We start from the raw sequence: 19665 nt of genomic DNA, 5'->3' as shown, positions 1-19665 counted from the left end.
GCCACCGACCAGCTGCGGCCGGGAGTCGTGCCCATCCGGGAGGCCTCCGCTGCCCCGGTGGCCAATGCGCCGGCCGGCATGCAGGTGACCGGCATCGACCTGACCACCAGCTACCTGGGCCTTGAGCTCAAGACGCCCGTGGTGGCCTCCGCCGGCCCGCTCTCGCAGAGCGTGGACGGCATGCAGGCGCTGCAGGACGGCGGCGTGGGCGCCGTGGTCATGTACTCGCTGTTCGAGGAGCAGCTGCGGCATGAGGCGGCCCGTGCCGAGGCGATGACCGAACTGCACGAGGAGAGCTTCTCCGAGGCGCAGAGCTACTTCCCCACCCCCGCGGCGAACGAGGGTGGCATCACCAGCCGCTACCTGGAGCTGCTGGAGGCCGGGGCCAAGAAGCTGGACATCCCCGTGATCGCGTCGGTCAACGGTGCGACGCACGGCGGCTGGGTGGACGTGGCACGACGCATGCAGGACGCGGGTGCGGCGGCCATCGAGCTGAATGTCTACATGGTTCCCGGTGATGTCAGCACCTCCGGCAGCGACGTGGAGCAGCGGCACCTGGACATCCTGCAGGGCGTCAAGGACGCGGTGAGTGTGCCTGTGGCCATGAAGCTCTCCCCCTTCTTCAGCTCCTTCGGCCACCTGGCCGTGGAGCTGGACCAGGCGGGGGCCGACGGCCTGGTGCTGTTCAACCGCTTCCTGCAGCCGGACATCGACATCGAGAAGCTGGAGGTCGTCGCCGGCCTGGAGCTCTCCCAGCCCTCCGAGGCGCGCCTGCCCCGCACCTGGATCGCCGCGCTGCGCGGGCGGATCCAGGCGTCGATGGCGGCCACGACGGGTGTCGAGACGGCCGATGACGTGGTCAAGTACGTCCTGGCCGGTGCCGACGTCGTGATGACGACGTCGTCGCTGGTGCGCCACGGCGCCGGCTACGCCGCCCAGCTGAACGACGGGCTGGCCACCTGGCTGAAGCGCAAGGAGCTGACGCTGGAGCAGGCCCGCGGGCTGCTGGCGGTGCCGGCCGATGCGCAGGCCGACGCCTACGAGCGGGCCGGCTACGTCGCGGCCCTGGAGAAGGCGAAGGCCACCTACGGCCGTTGAGCCGTCGGAGGCCGCATCCGGGACAGATCCCGAACGACCCCCTCAGTGCAACCGATGCACTGAGGGGGTCGTTCTGCATCTGTTTCCAATGTTGCGGGCCCGCGTGATCCGGCCGGACGACGGCGAGTGGTCCCGCGAACACAAATGGCCGGCTCCTGCGCTCTCCGCGCCTGGATCCGGCCATTTGCAGGACTGCGAGCACTCGCCACTCCCCCGAGCAATTTCGAGGTCCCGCAGGTTTCCACAGTGTCTGCCACTGCTTGAACGTTTCAATGGTGTCATCAGGTTCTGCGTTCAACTACCACCCACGGGTGATTGTCCGGGTGACGCGGGTGACACCCGTGGGTGACCCCCAGACGACGAATGGTCGCACCCCATGAGGTGCGACCATTGCCTGCGTGGGCAACAGATGCGCCCGTCAGCCGGCCAGCGGGCGAAAAGCCCGTAGCCGCAGGCTGTTCAGCACCACGAAGACCGAGCTGAAGGCCATGGCCGCGCCCGCGAACATCGGGTTCATGTAGCCGGCCGCCGCCACCGGGATGGAGACCACGTTGTAGAAGAAGGCCCAGAACAGGTTCGACTTGATGATGGACAGGGTGCGGCGGCTCAACCGGACCGCATCGGCGGCCAGCATCAGGTCCGAGCGCATCAGGGTGATGTCGCTGGCCGCGATCGCAGCATCCGTTCCGGACCCCATGGCAATCCCCAGGTCCGCCTGGGTGAGGGCCGCAGCGTCGTTCACGCCGTCACCCACCATGGCCACCTGGCCACTCTTCTGCCCTCGGCCGGCCTCCTGGGCGGCGGCGACGACGGCCACCTTGTCTGCCGGGAGGACGTTCGCGTGCACCTCGTCGATGTCCAGACCCTCGGCGATGGCTTGGGCCGCGCGCTCGTTGTCGCCGGTGAGCATCACCGTGCGAAGGCCCAGCTTCTTCATCTGGGCGATGGCGGCCTTGCTGGTGGGCTTGATGGTGTCACTGACGGCGATGGCGCCACGCGCCTGGCCGTCCCATGCCACCAGGATCACCGTCTGCCCCTGGGCGTTGCCGTCCTCGACGGCCCGGCCAAGGCCCTCGGGAATGCTGATGCCACGCTCCTGCAGCAGCAGCTGGTTGCCCGCCAGCGCCTCGCGTCCCTCGATCAAGGCGCTCACGCCGCGGCCCGGCAGGTTGATGAAGTGCTCGGCAGCGGGCAATGCACCGGCATCTGCAGCCCGTCGCGAGATGGCCTGGGCGATGGGATGCTCGGAGGGCCGTTCCAGGGCCCCGGCAATGCGCAGCAGTTCGTCGGGATCCCCACCGGCCACGGGTGCGATGGCGGTCACGTTCATCTCACCCGAGGTGATGGTGCCCGTCTTGTCCATGATGATGGTGCCGATGGCACGGGCCCGCTCCAGCGTCTGCGCGCCGCGGATCATGATGCCCAGTTGGGCGCCACGGCCGGTACCGGCCAGCAGGGCGACGGGGGTCGCCAGGCCGAGGGCGCAGGGGCAGGCGATGATCAGGACGGCCACGGCCGCCGAGAAGGCGAAGGCGATGCCGGTGCCGTAGACGCGCCACCCCACCAGGGTGAGCAGGGCAATGCCCAGCACGATGGGCACGAAGATGCCGGAGATGCGGTCGGCCAGGGCCTGCGCCTGGGCCTTGCCGGTCTGCGCCTGCTCCACCAGGCGGGAGATCTGGGCGAGCTGGGTGTCGCTGCCGATGGCAGTGGCCCGCACCACCAGGCGACCCGTGGTGTTCATGGTTGCGCCGATCACCTCGTCGTCCACCGCGACGTCGACCGGCACGGACTCTCCGGTGATCATGGAGTTGTCCACGGAGCTGGCACCCTCGACGACGACGCCGTCGGTGGCCACCTTCTCGCCGGGGCGCACGACGAACTCGTCGCCCACCTTCAGGGCGCTGATCGGCTGCATGACCTCGGCGCCGTCGCTCAGGATGCAGACCTCCTTGGCACCCATCTCCAACAGGGCGCGCAGGGCAGCACCCGCCTCCTGACGGCTGCGGGCCTCGATCCAGCGGCCGAGCAGCAGGAAGGCGATGATGGCCACGGAGGCCTCGAAGTAGATGTTGCCGGCCGGGGACATGTGCCCCAGGTGCAGTTCGAAGCTGTGCTTGTACGGGATGTAGCCGGCATAGCTGAAGAACAGCGAGTAGACGCTCCAGAAGTAGGAGGCCAGCGTTCCCATGCTCACCAGGGTGTCCATCGTCGTGGTGCCGTGCCTGGCGTTGACGAAGGCGGACCTGTGGAAGGGCCAACCGGCCCAGAAGACGACGGGGGTGGCCAGGATCCAGCTGAACCACTGCCAGCCGGGCACCTGCAGGGGCGGCACCATGGCCATCAGGATCACCGGGATGGACCAGACGAAGGCCCTGATCATCCGCAGCTTGAGATCACTGGCGTGGTCGACGGGGACGGCGTCGGGGACGGGAACCGACGCGCCGTATCCGGCCTTCTGCACGACGCCGATCAGGTCCGGAACGCTCACCTCGGGCGGTGCGAGCAGGTGCGCCTTCTCCGTGGCGTAGTTGACGCTGGCCTGGACCCCGTCGACCTTGTTGAGCTTCTTCTCGATCCGCGCGGCACATGAGGCGCAGGTCATGCCCTGCAGGTCGAGTTCGATCGACTGTCGCACGTCGCGGGCTGGTGCCGTCATGGTGCCGGTGCTCAAGATGTTGCCTTCCAGGTGTTCAGGTTCTGGCTCCTGACGAGGGAGCCCGGGTGCGGCTGGCCGGCATCGGCCGGCCAGCCTGCGGGATTCAGGCCTTGGCGACGGTGTAGTCCCCGGCCTCGGCGACGGCCTCCGTGATGGCGGCGAAGTCGATCTCCGCGTCGCTGGTGACGGCCATGGTGCCGCCCTCGAGCTGGACGTCGACGGCCTGGACGCCGTCCAGAGCCTCCACCTCTTCGGTGACGTGGTTGACGCAGTGGCCGCAGGTCATGCCGGTGACGACGTAATTGGTGATCATGGTCTTCTCCTTGTGGTGTGGATGTTGCGAATCTTGATCTTTCAGCTGTCGTTCTTGGCCTTGCCCAGGGCGATCAGCTGCGCACCAGGCGGGCGATGGCCAGACTGGCTTCCTTGATCTTCTGGTCCGCCTCGGGGCCACCCCGCTGGGCGGCGTGCAGCACGCAGTGGTTCAGGTGCTCGTCGAGAAGGCCGAGCGCCACCGATTCCAGGGCACTGGTCATCGCGGAGATCTGGGTGAGGATGTCAATGCAGTACTTCTCATCCTCCACCATCTTCTGCAGTCCACGGGCCTGCCCCTCGATCCGCTTGAGACGATTGAGGTAGGCATCCTTGTTCTCGATGTAACCGTGGTGCGCGTGTTCCATGGGCGCTACGGTACCCCCCTTGGGTATGAATTCAAATCCCGCCCCACCAGCGGCTCCCCGTCGGGACCCGACACGCGCCGTCAGCCGCTGTTGATCTTCGCTGGGGATACCCACAATCCCCTGTGGACAAGCCGTGTGGACAACCCGCCATAGCGCAACATCCGGGGGCGAGGCAAACGCGCCCGCCCCGCACAAAGTGTTAACCAAAGTCAACGCGAGAAATTTGTCGACAGGTCGCGAAAACCAGTGAAACCCGTAGCCACCGCGATTCATGTTGACCGCTCTATTGAATTACCCACAGTTCATCCCCGGTTCTCCACAAGGACACCGCGGGGCGGTCCACACCTTTCCCCAGGTTGTCCACATGGCCTGTGGAAAACTTCCGTGGACGAGCTTGTCGAGACGTGAGGGCAGGGGTACTTTGGGGGCTCGCCGGAACTGTCGGTGACGGTCCCTAGCATGGGGACCATCGACGCCGCCTGGGCGCCGGCGAAGGTCAGGAGTACAGATGAGCGAGTCATCCCACGAGGCCCGGCCCGCGGGCGGGATCGACCGTACGCCGCCGCAGGACCTTGCCGCCGAGCAGAGCGTCTTGGGCGCGATGCTGATGAGCAAGGACGCCATCGCCGACGTCGTGGAGGTGCTCAAGGGCCGTGACTTCTACCGCCCCGCGCACGAACTCATCTACGACGCCGTCCTCGACCTCTACGGCCGTGGTGAACCAGCCGACCCGGTCACCGTCGCCGACGAGCTGAGCAAGCGCGGCGAGATCTCCAAGGTGGGCGGCCATGTCTACCTGGCGGACCTGCTGGCCAGCGTCTCGATTGCCGCGAATGCCGGGTACTACGCCGAGATCGTGCGCGACAAGGCGGTGCTGCGACGCCTGGTGGAGGCCTCGATCAAGATTGCCCAGATGGGATACCAGGGCCAGGGTGATGTGACCGACATCGTCGATGCGGCCCAGCAGAGCATCTACGAGGTCAGTGAGGGCAAGACCAGCGACGACTACAAGCCGCTGAGCGTCCTGATCGAACCCGCGATCGACGAGATCGAGTCGATTGCGAACCGTGGCGGTGAGATGAGCGGCGTGCCGACGGGCTTCGCCGAACTCGATGAACTGACCAACGGCCTCCACTCCGGTCAGATGATCATCATTGCCGCGCGACCTGCCGTCGGCAAGAGCACGCTGGCCCTGGACTTCGCCCGCGCGGCGTCCATCAAACACAAGCTGACAACGGCTTTCTTCTCGTTGGAGATGAGCCAGACCGAGATCGTGATGCGTCTGCTCTCGGCCGAGGCGCAGGTGCCGTTGAACCACATTCGTGGCGGCAAGATGACCGAGGAGGACTGGAGCCGGGTGGTGCGCAAGACCGCCCAGGTCTCCGAGGCGCCCTTCTTCATCGACGATTCGCCGAACCTGACCATGATGGAGATCCGCGCCAAAGCGCGTCGCCTCAAGCAGCGGCATGACCTGAAGCTCGTGATCATCGACTACATGCAGCTGATGAGCTCCGGCAAGAAGGTGGAGAGCCGCCAGCTGGAGGTCTCGGAGTTCAGCCGCCAGATCAAGCTGCTGGCCAAGGAGCTGCAGATCCCTGTGATCGCGCTCTCCCAGCTGAACCGTGGCCCCGAGCAGCGCACCGACAAGAAGCCGATGCTCTCCGACCTTCGCGAGTCGGGCTGTCTGACCGCGAACACCCGGGTGCTCCGGGCTGACACGGGCGCCGAGATCACCATGGGTGAACTTCTGCAATCCGGTGCCCAGAACATCCCCGTGTGGTCCTTGGACGAGCAGCACAAGCTCGTTGCTGCTCCGATGACGCACGCATTCCCCAGCGGAACCAAGCCCGTCTTCCGGCTGACGCTGACGTCGGGCCGAGTGATCGAGGCCACGGCCAACCACCCATTCCTGACGTGGGACGGGTGGATGCCGCTGGGAGAACTTGTTCCCGGAGCGCGTCTTGCCACACCCCGGATCACCCCCGAACCGCTGGATCCGTTGTCCATGGATGAGGACGAACTGGTCCTGCTGGCTCACCTGACCGGTGACGGCTCCTTCGTGAAGCGCCAACCCATTCGGTACGCCTCGATTGACGAAGCCAACCTCCAGGCCGTCACTGAGGCCGCAGCCCGGCGCTTCGGCATCACGGGAGTGCGCGACGAATATGCAGCTGCACGCGTGACGACGCTGCGCCTCCCTGCGCCCTTCCGGCTCACCCATGGCCGGCGCAATCCCATCGCGGCCTGGCTGGATGATCTTGGACTCTTCGGCCTACGAAGTCACGAGAAGTTCGTTCCCGCCCTGGTCTTCCAGGCTCCGACCGAACAGGTCGCCACATTCCTGCGGCACTTGTGGGCCACGGATGGGTCTGTGCGCTGGGATGACAAGGCCGGGCAGGGGCGAATCTACTACGCGTCCACCAGCCGTCGTCTGGCTGATGATGTCGCGCGGCTCCTGCTCCGCTTCGGGATCGTCGCTCGCATCAAGACAGCTCGCAAGAACGGATACCGCGACGGCTACCACGTGATCATCAATGGGGCGCAGCAGCAGAAGGCCTTCTCCGAACGAATCGGCGTTCATGGAGCCCGCGGCGCCAAGTGCGACGAGGTCTACATGGCCTTGACCAACATCTGCGCCAATACGAATCTCGACACAGTGCCTCGCGATGTATGGGATCTGGTTCGGACTGGACTGACAGATCAGGGCATGACCCACCGCGCATTTGCCGAGGCGATGGGGACCCAGTTCTGTGGGTCGACAATGTGGAAGCACGCTCCGAGTCGCGAACGACTGGGCCGGGCCGCCACGCTCTTGGCCGATCCGGTCCTGGAGCGACACGCCACGAGCGATGTCTACTGGGATGCGGTCAAGAGCATCGAGCCGCTTGGAGAGCAGCCGGTCTACGACGCGACGGTGCTTGGGACTCACAATTTCATAGCCGACGGGATCATTGTCCACAACAGCTTGGAACAGGACGCGGACATGGTGATCCTGCTGCACCGCGATGACGTGTACGACAAGGAATCCAGCCGCGCCGGCGAGGCCGACCTGATCGTCGCCAAGCACCGAAATGGCCGCACCGACACCGTCGTGACCGCCTTCCAGGGCCACTACTCGCGCTTCGTGGACATGCAGCACTGATCGGCTTTTGTCGAGATGCAGCGAAGATTGCACGCAGGTCTCGATATGCAACATAGGAAGAACCTGAGAGCCGGACGCCCGCCAGCGCCCATGCCCAGGTCGGCGCGGCGTGCGTGAGCACCCTCAACCGCCGAGAGGCGGACGGCCTCTGTTCCCTCTCGAGACGGAGTACGGCGGTGGGTTTTCAGTGCATGATCGAGACATCCCGACATAGGAGGTCAGCAATGGATCTGCGCATCACCGCCCGAGGAAACCGTTTCGCATCCCTTGGCCAGTCGATCACGGTCGATGTCGATCGCCAGGCTGGAATGATCACGTTGGGAGCTCCGTTCTACCGGCGCTCGATCCCACTGCAGGACGTAGCCAGCGTCTCCTCACACACAGATGACGGTCTGAACCGTGGCCTCCTCAACTGGTATGTCACGGGGAAGGCGACATCACCCCAAGGCGTTCGCCTCAACACCGGCGGCAAGGCCCGTGTCGATCTGGAGACCAAGGCCGGGGAACGGTACGCAGTGGTGGTGGACACCCTGGACCAAGCCGTCGCGGTGGTCGATGCTGTGCGCGGCCAAGGCGGCGACTCATAGGATCCCTTGCCTCGGCCCGTCCTGTTTTGCCGCGAGGCGAGCTACCAGCAGGGTTGCCCTGGTTCGTCCTTCACCGCCCGAATCCGAGGGTTCTCTCAGCTTTCTACTTGGAACGGGCAACCGGCGAAGACCGAGCTGTTCAAAGTGCTGAGCGTGCGCCCGTTCAAAGTGCGCTGCATCTCGACACCTTTGTTGCTGTTGTCGAGATGCAGCGAAGATTTCACGGAGCCCCAAGAATGTTTCATAGGAAAATTCTGAGAATCTGACCGGTTGGTCAGTTATCCTCGTTCCCTCGATGCTAGGAGGTTCGTGATGACGTCGGTCCTTGCCAAGGGTCCAGCCAGCCTGCCCCTGCCAGTCCCGGCTCCGTGGGTGCATCGCGTCCGCACCACCAACTTCCGATCTCACGCGACGGCTGAGCTCCAGCTAGAACCTGGCTTCAACCTCCTCATTGGTCCAGGAGACTCGGGCAAGTCGACCATGTTGACCGCGATCGAGTACGCCTTGTGGCCGCTGTACGCCCTTTCAGTCACCGACAACGACTTTCACATGGGGCGGCTCGAGCAAGAGATCGTCATCGATGTGTGGGTGGCCAACCCACCGCTGGCCCTGAGGACCGACAGCAAGTTCTTGGGATATCTCTTGGGTTTCCTCGACGGGGAGCTCCTGCCCGACCCGTCACGAGACCCTCGCGACCTGACCGCGCTGAACATCCGTCTCACCATCGGACGGGATCTGGAGCCCGTCTGGGAAGTAGTCAAGAACGGGCAGGAGCCGCGAGCGATCCGGACGACCGATCGCGCCGCCCTTGGCATGCAACGCGTCGGAAGAGGCTTGCCGCAAGACCTGCGATGGGGCCGGGGCTCGTCCCTGACACGCCAGACCCAGGACACAGAGGGGGCCCTCAGCGTTGTGCGTGAAGCCGCGCGAGGAGCTCGCACCGCCTCGAGCACGGCGTTGCGTGAGGCTCTCGCGGCACCCACTTCAACCATTACAGCTGCTGCGCATCGGCTGCGAGCGATCCCTCAACGTGTGCACCTCGAGGCAGCCGAAGACCTCGATGGCCTTGCTCGGGGTTTGGGCAACATCACGCTCCATGGGGACAACGGCATCCCCGTCTCGCGGGCGGGGCTGGGGACACAACGGACGGTCGCGATCGCGGCGCAGCTGGGGGTCTCTGAATCCCCGGCGCTGCTACTTCTTGACGACCTTGAGCACGGGCTTGCCCCCCAGCGAGTTCAAGCACTCATCCATTCCCTGCAGCGTGAGATCCGGGACGGTCATGCCGGCCAAGTGCTCGCTACCACGCACTCACCCCGAGCTATCCGCGAGCTCCCGTCACACGCCATCGTCCTCACACGTCAAGACAGTTCAGGCCAGGTCGAGTTCCGAAGGCTGACGACCGAGCACCAGGGCACCGTCCGGTCGGCGCCCGAGGGGCTCTTGGCACCACGAGTGGTGGTGTGCGAGGGCGCGACTGAGGTGGGGCTTGTCCGTGCTGTGATCGCGTTGATGGAGGAGTCCCGCACACCCATGTACGTCATCGCCGAACCCGTTGATGCCGGCGGCAGAAGCAACTTGGTGAGGCGGGCAAACGACTTCGCTGGCCTGGGCTTCCCCGTGGCCTGCGTCTTCGACATGGACGAAGTTCCCGACAACCTCGCCTCGCTGAATCCCGACGTCGTCAAGTTCCCAGCGGAGGATGGCAACGCAACCGAACATCAGCTGTTCGCCGATGTCTCGCCGACCGGAATGAGTGAACTCATCCGGCTCGCATCGGAGTTGGGGGCGACGACAGGGCCAGCGCTTCGCCAGAGGCTCCTCAGTCGAAATGTCACCACAGCCGAGATCGACTGCTTGACCACCGCCCAGTGGACCGCGGAACCGACCTCCTCCCTACGGAAGGCCCTCGGAGCCACAGCCAACAAGGACAAGTGGTTCAAGAACATTGCCTCCGGGGAACTTCTGCTGACATGCGCGTACCCGAGCCTGCGGGAGGGCTCGACGATGCAGCAGACCGTTCTGGGCCTTCAGCAATGGATGGCGGGATGACGGGGAGCCTCCCCCGCGCTGGTGTCGTGGTCGCACCTGCCGGCTATGGGAAGACCCACCGCGTCTCCGAGATCATCCGCAGTGGACTGCGCGTTCTCGTCCTGACCCATACTCACGTTGCAGTCAACAACGCCCGCCGACGCCAAGGAGTGCCGCATGGCGTGAAGCTGGAGACCATCGATGCTTTCGCGCGCCGATTGTGTTTGTGCTTCCCCACGCTGAGTGGGGTTCCAACAGAGACCACCGACTGGAGAGTCTTCGAAGAAGGCGCCACCGCGGTGCTCCACAGTCCTGCAGTGGCGACGGCATTGGCCGCTTCGTATGACCAAGTGGTCGTGGACGAGTTCCAGGACTGCTCGAAGAAGCAGGTGGCTTTGCTCCACGCACTTGCAGCGCTCCTTCCCACGCTGGCCCTGGGGGATCCGCTGCAGTCTCTGTTCGACTTGCTGGACCCCACGCAAGCCGCCACTTGGGAAGCGAAGACCTCTGCTTGGGTCGATCAGGAGGAGCTGACCTATCCGTGGCGCTGGCACGACCAACCTGACCGAGGCGCTTGGATTTCCCGAACTCGCACGGCCCTACTCGAAGGATCACCCGTCGAGCTTGACGACCCGTCGACCCGGGTTCACCGGGTCTCCCAGCAGCACGGCGCCTACTTGTCCCGCCTCATGCGTGGCCCCGGTTCGTGGGCCGTTATCGCCGGAGACGCCAAGAACCCGAACCTGCCCAGCACCCTGGCCAAGACCCACCCTTGGAACCGCCTGACAGTCCTGGAGGTGGGTCAGCCCAAAGAACTCGTTGACTTCACCGATGCGTGGGAGTCCGGCAGGCGCACACTGGCCGTCCTGCAGCTGATCAAGCAGTGCGCATCGAACACAACGAAGGTCCCAGGCTTCACCTCCTGCCACGCAAACGCGGCGACCAACAAGCCCAGCCGGTCCAACGCCCCCCTCGCAGCCCTTGCAAACCAACTGGTAGAGCAGGCATCACCCGAGGCTGCACTGGCACTCATCGACATCGTTCTCGATCACCCCGACACCCATCTCTACCGCCCTCAACTCTTATCCCGGGCCCAACGAGCGCTGTGCATCGCCCAGACGGAGCAGACCCCGCTGCTCGCTGCTCTGGCCCGCGTGGACAACCAGCTCCGGCACATGGGCAACAACCCCGGCAACGGTCCCGTGGTGGGCAGCGTCTTGAGAATGAAGGGTTTAGAGTTCGACCACGTCATCATCGTCCAACCCGAACGTCTGGATTCGCCAGAGGAGATCTACGTCGCGCTCACGCGGGCCAAGCAGACCTGCACCATCGTCGTGAAGGAAGGTCAGGCGGTGCCTTGGTTGGCTTCGCCTTGAAACTCCTGGTAGTCGATACCGTAGTGGCGGAGTGCGTAGCGGCGCTGGGCCAACATGGATCGAATGGCCTTCTGTTCAGCGGTAGTCGAGGCCGGCGAGCGCTCCAGCACCGCCTCGATCCGCTCCACTTCTTGCATCAGCCGGGCTTGAACTGCGTCGTAACGCTTCTTGCATCGGCGTGAACAGAACACTTGGGGGCGGCCTCGCCCCGGCTTCCATGAGCAGATCTGCTGGCATTCGGGGTTCAAGCAGGTGAAGCTGCCCGGAACCTTGATGAACGCCTCGTCCTCCGCCTCGATGACATCTTGAACGCTGGGCGTCTCACGCCTGTTGAGCACGCTGATGAGGGTTTGGGGCATACCAAGTCTCCAGTTCTGGATGTGCGGGCCGGCTCCGCAGTTGGCACTGTAGGCAACAGAGCGTGCGGCCCCAAGCGGGCGCCACTCTCATGCTTGGCAGGCTGGTGAGGCCTGCAGATGGAACGCTGGGCCGGATAACCCTGCGCCCGGGACAAATTGTGCACCAGCAGTCGCCACACCCGCAGAGATCACTTCAAAGTGATCACAATTTGCCCTGATCGACCCGCGCGGTCCTACACGCCGAGACGCCCGCCAAGCCAAGCACGGAACGGAGAGGCGAGCCATCATCCAACGGTCGCTGGCGATCAAAAAGTTCCCGAGTACTTGCCGGACAGCTGAGGAACGGTGGATACTGTCGACAGCCGTCGTGGACAAAAAATGGGGTGCCCCCGTTGGCCCGAGGACACCCCATCACGCGGTTCGAACCTGTCTCAAAGCTCATAAGGAACCGCTGTGACCGATTCTATCGGTGGCCCCGCCATGGGGCCAGATCCGTCGTGCCCGCAATGGGTGATCAAGACCCGGGGCGCCCTACGCCAGTGGCGGTGGTGCGTTGATGGAGCACCACCGTTGCAGGAGATGCAGCCGTGCCGTGACTTCGTGGCGAGGGCGCTGTCGAAGCACCTACCGGCGAGTCCCTTCTGCACCACGACGGGTGACCTGGTCCCCGTCGAGTCGGGACTCGAAGCGGACCTGCTCCGCGCGGTGGATTGCGATCCGGCGATCAGGTGGTTGGTGTCGCAGCCCCTCAAGCTGCGCTGGCCTGACGGCAGTCACCACACTCCTGACCTGCTCACCGTCACCGCCCACGGTGACGTCACGGTCTGGGACGTGAGACCCGAGCACCGACAGGATTCCCGCTTTCGTGCGGTCGCGGAGAAGACGGCGGAGGCTTGTCGCAGCGTGGGTTGGGGATATGAGGTCTTCTCCGACGAGCACGAGCGGCGGCGTCTGAATCTGCAGTGGCTGTCACATTCGCGGCGCCTACCCGCAGGGACCCGATCGATCGCCGATCAGATGCTTGCGGAGCTCGACAGCGAACCCGTCCCGCTCAGACGGCTGTTCACCGGCTCCGAGGCTGATCTGCGCTTGCGTGTCGCCTGGCACCTCATCTGGACCGGCGCGCTGGACTGCGATCTCGACGAGCCCCTCGACCAGGACAGCCGCGTGCGCAGGGCCTGCGGCTCATGACGGCACGAGTCTTGCTCGACCCGGGACAGCGGGTCCTCACCAACCGCGGTATCGGCATCGTGGAGCGTATCGAGCGAGACGGCGTGACCATCGTGCTGCCTCATGGGCAGGATGCCTTCATCGACTGGGGCAGCTTGGTCGTGTCGCCGTTCACGGACGGTGAGCTCCAAGCCCAAGAGGTGTCGTTGAGCCCGTGGTGGGAGGGGCTCCCAGAGGCCGCCCGCACCGAGGCGCTGGAGCGCATGCGGGTGGTTCTGGAGATCCTGACCGGCTTCAGGTCGGGCCACGCCAGTCTCGCTGAGCCCGGCGAGCCATTCGAACCCTTCGGGCCGGGTTATGGCGCGCACGAGAAGACCCAGCGGATGCTGATGGCAAAGCAGCTGGAGCGGCACGGGCAGAAAGTCACGCAGCGAACCATCTTCACGTGGCTCCGCGCTTGGGAACGAGAAGGCCTCCGCGGTTTGGTGGACGGCCGACGAGCTCGTCCTGTCGGCAACTTCGAACGACTCCCCGATGACTTCAAGGCCGCTGTCGATGATGTCCTCACTCCCTTCGATGGAGACGTGTCGACGGTGAATCGCACGGAGCTCGAACGCCGCGCGTGGTTGGGTCTGCGACAGCGCGGCCTTCCACGTGACGCTGTTCCCGAGCGCCTCGCCAAGGAGTACATCTCGCTGCGATACAAGGCCTTGGGCAACAATCCGCGTGGCCACAAGGCCACCAAGGTCCGTGCCCGTGCGGGGCGGACCAGTTTCCCGGCCATCCATCCCAGTCACGTCTGCATGGACGTCACCCGCGCCGACAACCTGGTCTACGACCCGGTGCTGGCCAAACCGGTCAGCGTCGAGATCATCACCGTGCTGAGCGTCTCCACCCGGGTGGTCCTGGCCTGCCGGGTCGTTCCCCGCTCCGCGTCATCGGTCGAGGCCGGTCTGGCGCTCTACGACACGATGCGGCCGTTCTCCCTGCACGTGACGGGCACCAAGGTCACGGACTGGGCCTGGGCCGGTCTCCCGCAGTCGCTGCAGATGACCCGGGCCTCGACGGGACACTCGTATGTGAACATGCGGCCCGACCTTCAAGGCGAACACCACATCCCCAGCGTCGAACCGACGGCCGTGCGCACCGACCACGGCGCCATCTTCGTCTCGGCCCACTTCCAGGCACTGTTGCGGGACTTCGCCATCGACTACCTGCCCTCACGGGTCGGCGCTTCCACCGACAACTCCTTCGTGGAACGCTGGCACGAGACCCTCCAGCGCGCCCTGCAGGAACTACCCGGCTACAAGGGGCGCAATGTGAAGGAGCGCGGCCGGTTCGTCGCCAAACAGGTGCTATTAACCGCCAGCGAACTCGAGACCCACCTGCACAAGTTCATCGCCCTCGACTACCACCGCGCCCCGCACGACGGGTTGCTGATTCCGCAGCAGCGAGACGCCCGGTGGACGCCGATCGAGTTCTTCGACATCCAGCTCGCCGCCACGGGCCGTATCGACGTCCCTCAGCACCCGGACCTGATCTACCAATTCCTGCCGATTGTCTGGCTCACCCCGAGGCATTCCGGTGTGGAGTATCGCAACCTCACCTACGATGCGGCCGTCCTCGACGAGCCGCGTGTGATGAGGACCGGCAGGTTCCAGCCCCATTCGCGCAAGGTGCCCTTCCACACCGACCCCCGCGACGTGTCCAGGCTGTGGTTCCGCGACCCCGACACCGACCGCATCCACGAGATTCCCTGGCGTGGTCGCCACCTGCTCAACGCACCCATGACCAACCGCATGCGCGACAGGGCACTGGAACTGCTGCGTGAACGCGACGGCCGAAAACTGCGCCGCAGCACCGCCACCCACCAGATCATCGACGCCCTGGGCCAACTCACCACCCCCAAGACCGCCGACGAGTGGGCCACCGACATGGCCGCAACCCGCCTGCGCTGGGAACAAGCCCAACGCGACCACGACGAGGTCATGGCCGCCCACCAACGCATGGCTCTCGAGCCCCGCGCAGACGTCACCAGCCACGACCTGCCCGCCCCCACTGCACCGGCACAGACCACGTGGTGGGCAGGCACCGGGCCGTGGCCATCCCTCGACGAACCCAACCCAGGAGAATGACCCGTGGACACAACGTTGTGGTACCAGCGCGTGATCGACCAGCGCACCACCTTGCCGCCGCCCCCGACCGCCGACGGCCCGTACCCCGACAGCTACCTGGACATGCTGTCCTACGCGCTCGACAGCCTGGTGCTACCCCGCGAGCTCGCGACCCAGACCGGCGTGGCCATGGAGCGCATCATGCAGCGCAACCTGCGCCGGCCGCCCGGCTCGCAGACGATCATCGCGATCGGCGCCCCCTACGGCGCCGGGAAGAGCACCTTTGCCTTGCAGTGGGGCTACCAACGCCGTCTGCAGCTACTCGGTGGGCGCGCCGGCCACAGCCGCCCCGAATGGTCCCCGGAACCGGGCGTGACCGCCGACCTGACCCCCGTGGTCTACATCACGGTGCCCAGTGCCGCCGGCATCAAGGAACTCAACGCCCAGCTGCTCACCTTCCTCGGCTACCCGGGCGAGGGCATCACCCGCGCCACCACGGCTCGGCTCGACTCTGCCCTGCAGCGCCACAAGGTGCGCCTGATCATCCTCGACGACGTCCACCTCATCAAACGCAGCGAGAAAGCCTCCCGGCAGACCCTTGACTACCTGAAATTCCTCAACACCGTGCTGGGTGAACGCAACGGCACCCTCGTGCTCGTCGGCGCAGACCTGCGCGAGAGCGACATCACCACCGACCCGCAGATCCAGGCACGACTGCGCACCTTCCACCTCGACCCGTTCCGCATCGAGAACGCCTCCAGCGCGAAGGCCTGGCAGCGGTTCCTGCACGGCGCCGAGCAGATCCTGTTGCCGGTGGTGCCCTGGATCACGCCCGGCACCTTCTCCGCGACCCATGCCAAGACCATCTGGGACCGCACCCAAGGATTCCCCGGCGACGTCACCCAACTGCTCGCTGACGTCATCCTCGACGTCGCCACGCGCCACCTGGACGAAGTGACCACCGACCACCTCAACGCCATCACCCTGTCCGACCGGGCCATGCAACGCGAAGCCGACATGACCATCGGAACATGACCACCCGACCAGCACAGCAGGTCTTGCCGGCGCGGGCGGTGCCCCTACCGGGGGAAGCCTTCGGCTCCTGGGCCACCCGCCAACAAGACCTCGCCGGATTCCCCCTCGCGGCATGGCTGCCGTCGTCCCCGACAACACCCATCACCCCAGCCCAGCTGGAAGCACTGTCACGCCTGTCCGGAACTGGCCCCGAAGCCCTGCGCGCCATGACCTGGAGCGACTACCCGGCCGTTGGCGTCGGCACCCGACGCCGCCAACGCTGGCTGGTCAACACCCCGTGGACCTGCCCCGTCTGCCAACCCCGACGACGCACCTGGCAGAAGGCCTGGGAGACGGGGCTGTGCCCCTGCTGCCTCGACTGCGAAGTCCTCCTCACCCACCCCGGCCAGCCAGCCGGCGACCCCGTGGAAGCACCGCCCGAACTGCTCAACCTCAGCTACTCACTGCTGCGGCGCCTCGAACGCTCCAGATCCAGCAGCAGTGTCATGTACCGGTTCCGGCGCATGCACCGCATGTGTTGCCTGGTGGCCGCCACCATCGACGCCCGCTGGCCGCCACGCCCCGCGACGGGGCTGCTCGACGACTACACCGCCTGCCGCACCTGGGCAGATCGGCCCCCGGCAGACCCGGCCGCGGTCGCCGAGGTCCTCATCGCCACCCTCAGCGACCGCAGTCCCAGCTACGAGCGCTGGCTCCAGATCGACGGCACCCGACGCCTCGCCACGCACACCACCACGCCGCCCAGCCGCGGCCAACGCCCCATCCGCCGACGCCAGTACCGCACCGCATGGGAAGCAGGAGCCAGCCCCGAAGCCCACTACCCGGGCAGCGGCATCTACACCCCACCCGTCAGCCCCCGCACCAGCCAGCAAGAACGACTGTTCTGGCACCTGTCGCGCGACGTCCAGGCCACCGTCACAGCCGGGCAGATCCCCGGCCTGCTGCGCCTTGCCGGGGACGGATTCATGCCGCCGCCCGACCAGTGGCCGCTGCGTCACGACCTCGCCCTGGCCGTCGACATGCTGCTACACACCGAAGACACAGGACGCCCCGGCCTGCTGTGCGACGCGCACTGCCACTTCGGCGAACCCGACACCGCCCCCAGCCTGCTCCTGCGTGACCTCGCCCGACGCCAGATCACCCCCGCCACCGACGCCGCTATCCGCGACGCCCTGCCCCTGCTCGCCAGCAACCCCGACCTCGCCCACCGCCGCCACCTGCTGCGCGCCAACAAAGCCCTACCCGTCCAGCGGCACCACTTCCTGCCCACGCGCACCGACCCCGCACTCAGCCACGGCTGGTTCTGGTGCTACCTCACCGGCGACGACCTGCGCAGCGCACCCCCATGGGCCAAACCCGCCGGCTGGTTCCCCACCCGCGCCATCTGGGACTTCCATTACAGCCTCGACGCCACCACCTTGCTCGACATGGCCGACGCCGCCAAAGACCTCCTCAACCCCCACCTCGAAATCACCCGAGCCGCAGCCCACGTCACTGCCGACGGCCTTCTCGCATGAGGCTCCCCACCCGGCCGCCCCTGCAGCCGGGCCAAGCCCTCGACTGCTACCTCGAGCACCTCGCCGAGGCCAACCACCTCGAACCCTTCGACCTGCTCAACGTGCTGCAATCCACCCTGAGCCGCGAAGAACTGCGCTACCTCACCCTCGCACCCAGCCCGACAGCCCTCCGAGCCATCAGCGACCTGTCCGGCCAGGACGTCGGCGCGCTGCACGCCGCCACCCAGGCCGGCTACGGACCGCTCGCCCCCGCAGACTTCTCCCGCCTCGAACCCGCCCGCCCCGCAGCCTCTTACCGGGCCATCGCCGCCACCGGCTGGGTCATGGGCCACGGCACCCAGGCCTGCCCCGACTGCCTCGCCGCGCACGGCACCTGGCAAACCAGCTGGATGCTCTACGCCAGCATCGGCTGCACCCGCCACCACCGCACACTCACCGCCACCTGCCCGCGCTGCCAGCGCCCGCTACGCGACTCCCGCCACAGCCCGCTGCGCCCCCACGGCGCCAGCACCGCCTGCCAGAACCCCCAAGACGTGCGCGGGCAACACTGCCTGCACAACCTCGCCACCATCACCACCCCCGCCATGACAACCGAGACCAGCGCCTACCAACACGCCCTCGACCACGTCCTGGCCGGTCACCGACCCCGCCTGCTCGGACAACCCGCCCAAGGCGCCACCTGGCTGTCCGAACACCGCGCCCTCGCGAGCCTCATCTGCCACATCACCACCCACAACCCCGACCGCACCCAGCCCTGGCAGACCGCGCTGCTCGACGAAGCCACCCGCCGCACCGACGTGCGCGGACCCCGCTGGGGCATCACCCCACCTGCCAGCCCATGGATCCGTGGCCATGCGCTGGCCGAAGCCCACAGCATCCTCACCAGACCCGACCCCGACAGCGCCGCCCACGCCCTCCAGGCATGGATCCTGCGCATCCCCAGCAGCACCGAAGCCCTCACCACCTGGACCCGCGACCGGCTGCCCACCAACCACCACGTCACCGCCCTGGTCAACGCGGCCGCCCTCGTACGCCGGCGCCCCGGCCGACGTATCACCGCCCTCGCACTGCCCGAGCTGAGCGCCGAGCAGATCCCGTGGATCATCCCCGAAACCCTCGCCGCCCGACACCTGCCCGCACTACCCGGCGTCACCAACCGCACCCGCAACGCCTACGCCGCCCTCTGCCTCGCCCGACACCTACCCGACGTCACCACCTGGGCCCAAGCAGCCGAGGCCCTCGGCCTGCCCGGCGACAGCGGCATCCGCACCGCGCGGCTCTGCTCCGCCGCCATGCGCACACACCACGACACCTTCACCCACGGCCTCGCAACCCTCGCCCGACAACTCGCCAACACCAGCCCCGGAAGCCGGCCATGACCTCCAATAGCCAAGCCCGCATCCGCAAACGCGACATCGCCGTGGTCGTCACCCAGGCCTGGCACTCCCTCGCCGACGCCATCCAAGACCACCAGGACGACGGGCACCTCATCCCCTGCACCACCGACCCCGGCCTCTTCCAGGACTGGGAACGCCTGCCCAGCTCACTGGCCGGCCGCCGACAACGCGCGCAACATCTCGACCGACTCGCCGAACTATGCCTCGCATGCCCCGCACTCCAGCCCTGCCGTCGCTACACCTCACTCGCCGCCACGCACGGCGTACCCGTCCCCGTCCCGCCGCCCCAGTAGTGTCCCGAACCGGAGAAGCACCCGCGCCCAATGACTACAACATGTAGACGCCACTGCACAGCTCGACCACTACCCCTAGCGAATGGCCCGAAAAACTGTCAGAGGGCTCATCTATGGTGTTCGGCAGAAGCGCCAAACCCCGGCAACCCGCCGGGGTGACGGGATCCGGGGCTGGCTCTACGGGCCAGGTAGGCCACCGACGGTACC

At 66.3% G+C, this 19665-nt stretch carries 15 protein-coding genes; 11 read left to right on the top strand and 4 right to left on the bottom strand.

Annotated elements, in window-relative coordinates:
* The first annotated feature begins 78 nt into the window (after positions 1-78).
* Positions 79-1098, top strand: a complete 1020-nt coding sequence (locus tag EDD41_RS11740) for a dihydroorotate dehydrogenase-like protein (RefSeq protein ID WP_245995753.1) — start codon at positions 79-81, stop codon at positions 1096-1098.
* A gap of 418 nt (positions 1099-1516) precedes the next feature.
* Here EDD41_RS11740 and EDD41_RS11735 read toward each other — a convergent pair whose 3' ends face one another.
* The 3 genes from EDD41_RS11735 to EDD41_RS11725 form a co-directional block, all read right to left on the bottom strand.
* Positions 1517-3772, bottom strand: a complete 2256-nt coding sequence (locus tag EDD41_RS11735) for a heavy metal translocating P-type ATPase (protein ID WP_342769273.1) — start codon at positions 3770-3772, stop codon at positions 1517-1519.
* A gap of 88 nt (positions 3773-3860) precedes the next feature.
* Positions 3861-4070, bottom strand: coding sequence for a heavy-metal-associated domain-containing protein (locus EDD41_RS11730; protein ID WP_123576028.1), 210 nt, complete (start codon positions 4068-4070; stop codon positions 3861-3863).
* A gap of 73 nt (positions 4071-4143) precedes the next feature.
* Positions 4144-4437 carry a metal-sensitive transcriptional regulator gene (locus EDD41_RS11725; RefSeq protein WP_094765053.1) on the bottom strand — a complete coding sequence of 98 codons (294 nt, stop codon included), beginning with the start codon at positions 4435-4437 and terminating at the stop codon, positions 4144-4146.
* Positions 4438-4945: 508 nt separating this feature from the next.
* Here EDD41_RS11725 and EDD41_RS11720 point away from each other — a divergent pair.
* The 4 genes from EDD41_RS11720 (at position 4946) to EDD41_RS11705 (ending at position 11573) form a co-directional block, all read left to right on the top strand.
* Complete coding sequence (locus EDD41_RS11720) at positions 4946-7579, top strand: replicative DNA helicase (protein ID WP_123576027.1); 2634 nt, start codon at positions 4946-4948, stop codon at positions 7577-7579.
* 224 nt (positions 7580-7803) lie between these two features.
* A complete protein-coding gene (locus EDD41_RS11715; RefSeq protein ID WP_245995635.1) occupies positions 7804-8166 on the top strand; it encodes a hypothetical protein in 363 nt (120 codons plus the stop codon).
* Between the two features lie 312 nt (positions 8167-8478).
* Positions 8479-10218 carry an ATP-dependent nuclease gene (locus EDD41_RS11710; protein WP_123576026.1) on the top strand — a complete coding sequence of 580 codons (1740 nt, stop codon included), beginning with the start codon at positions 8479-8481 and terminating at the stop codon, positions 10216-10218.
* Positions 10140-11573: a UvrD-helicase domain-containing protein gene (locus tag EDD41_RS11705; RefSeq protein WP_123576025.1), complete on the top strand. Its 1434-nt coding sequence runs from the start codon at positions 10140-10142 to the stop codon at positions 11571-11573. The genes EDD41_RS11710 and EDD41_RS11705 overlap by 79 nt, the downstream gene beginning before the upstream one ends.
* Here EDD41_RS11705 and EDD41_RS11700 read toward each other — a convergent pair.
* Positions 11543-11932 (bottom strand): hypothetical protein, encoded by a 390-nt coding sequence (locus EDD41_RS11700; RefSeq protein ID WP_123576024.1) that lies wholly within the window; start codon positions 11930-11932, stop codon positions 11543-11545. The genes EDD41_RS11705 and EDD41_RS11700 overlap by 31 nt on opposite strands.
* A 453-nt stretch (positions 11933-12385) precedes the next feature.
* On the opposite strand from EDD41_RS11700, the gene EDD41_RS11695 reads away from it, so the two are divergent.
* The 6 genes from EDD41_RS11695 to EDD41_RS11675 are packed head-to-tail and all read left to right on the top strand — an operon-like array spanning position 12386 to position 19458.
* Complete coding sequence (locus tag EDD41_RS11695) at positions 12386-13123, top strand: TnsA-like heteromeric transposase endonuclease subunit (RefSeq protein ID WP_123576023.1); 738 nt, start codon at positions 12386-12388, stop codon at positions 13121-13123.
* Complete coding sequence (locus EDD41_RS11690) at positions 13120-15237, top strand: DDE-type integrase/transposase/recombinase (protein WP_123576022.1); 2118 nt, start codon at positions 13120-13122, stop codon at positions 15235-15237. The genes EDD41_RS11695 and EDD41_RS11690 overlap by 4 nt, the downstream gene beginning before the upstream one ends.
* 3 nt (positions 15238-15240) lie before the next feature.
* A complete protein-coding gene (locus EDD41_RS11685) occupies positions 15241-16251 on the top strand; it encodes a TniB family NTP-binding protein (RefSeq protein ID WP_123576021.1) in 1011 nt (336 codons plus the stop codon).
* The gene (locus EDD41_RS16925) at positions 16248-17768 is read left to right on the top strand and encodes a TniQ family protein (RefSeq protein ID WP_170165356.1); all 1521 of its coding nucleotides are present in this window, start codon (positions 16248-16250) and stop codon (positions 17766-17768) included. The genes EDD41_RS11685 and EDD41_RS16925 overlap by 4 nt, the downstream gene beginning before the upstream one ends.
* Positions 17765-19147, top strand: a complete 1383-nt coding sequence (locus EDD41_RS17870) for a TniQ family protein (protein ID WP_170165355.1) — start codon at positions 17765-17767, stop codon at positions 19145-19147. Before EDD41_RS16925 ends, EDD41_RS17870 begins: the two co-directional genes overlap by 4 nt.
* On the top strand, positions 19144-19458 hold the full coding sequence (locus EDD41_RS11675; RefSeq protein WP_123576019.1) for a hypothetical protein: 315 nt from the start codon (positions 19144-19146) through the stop codon (positions 19456-19458). Before EDD41_RS17870 ends, EDD41_RS11675 begins: the two co-directional genes overlap by 4 nt.
* Positions 19459-19665 lie beyond the last annotated feature (207 nt).

This window comes from Luteococcus japonicus (genome assembly GCF_003752415.1).
Lineage (GTDB): Bacteria > Actinomycetota > Actinomycetes > Propionibacteriales > Propionibacteriaceae > Luteococcus > Luteococcus japonicus.
Note: the sequence above shows the minus strand (reverse complement) of the source record. Positions and strands in the feature narration are given on the sequence as shown.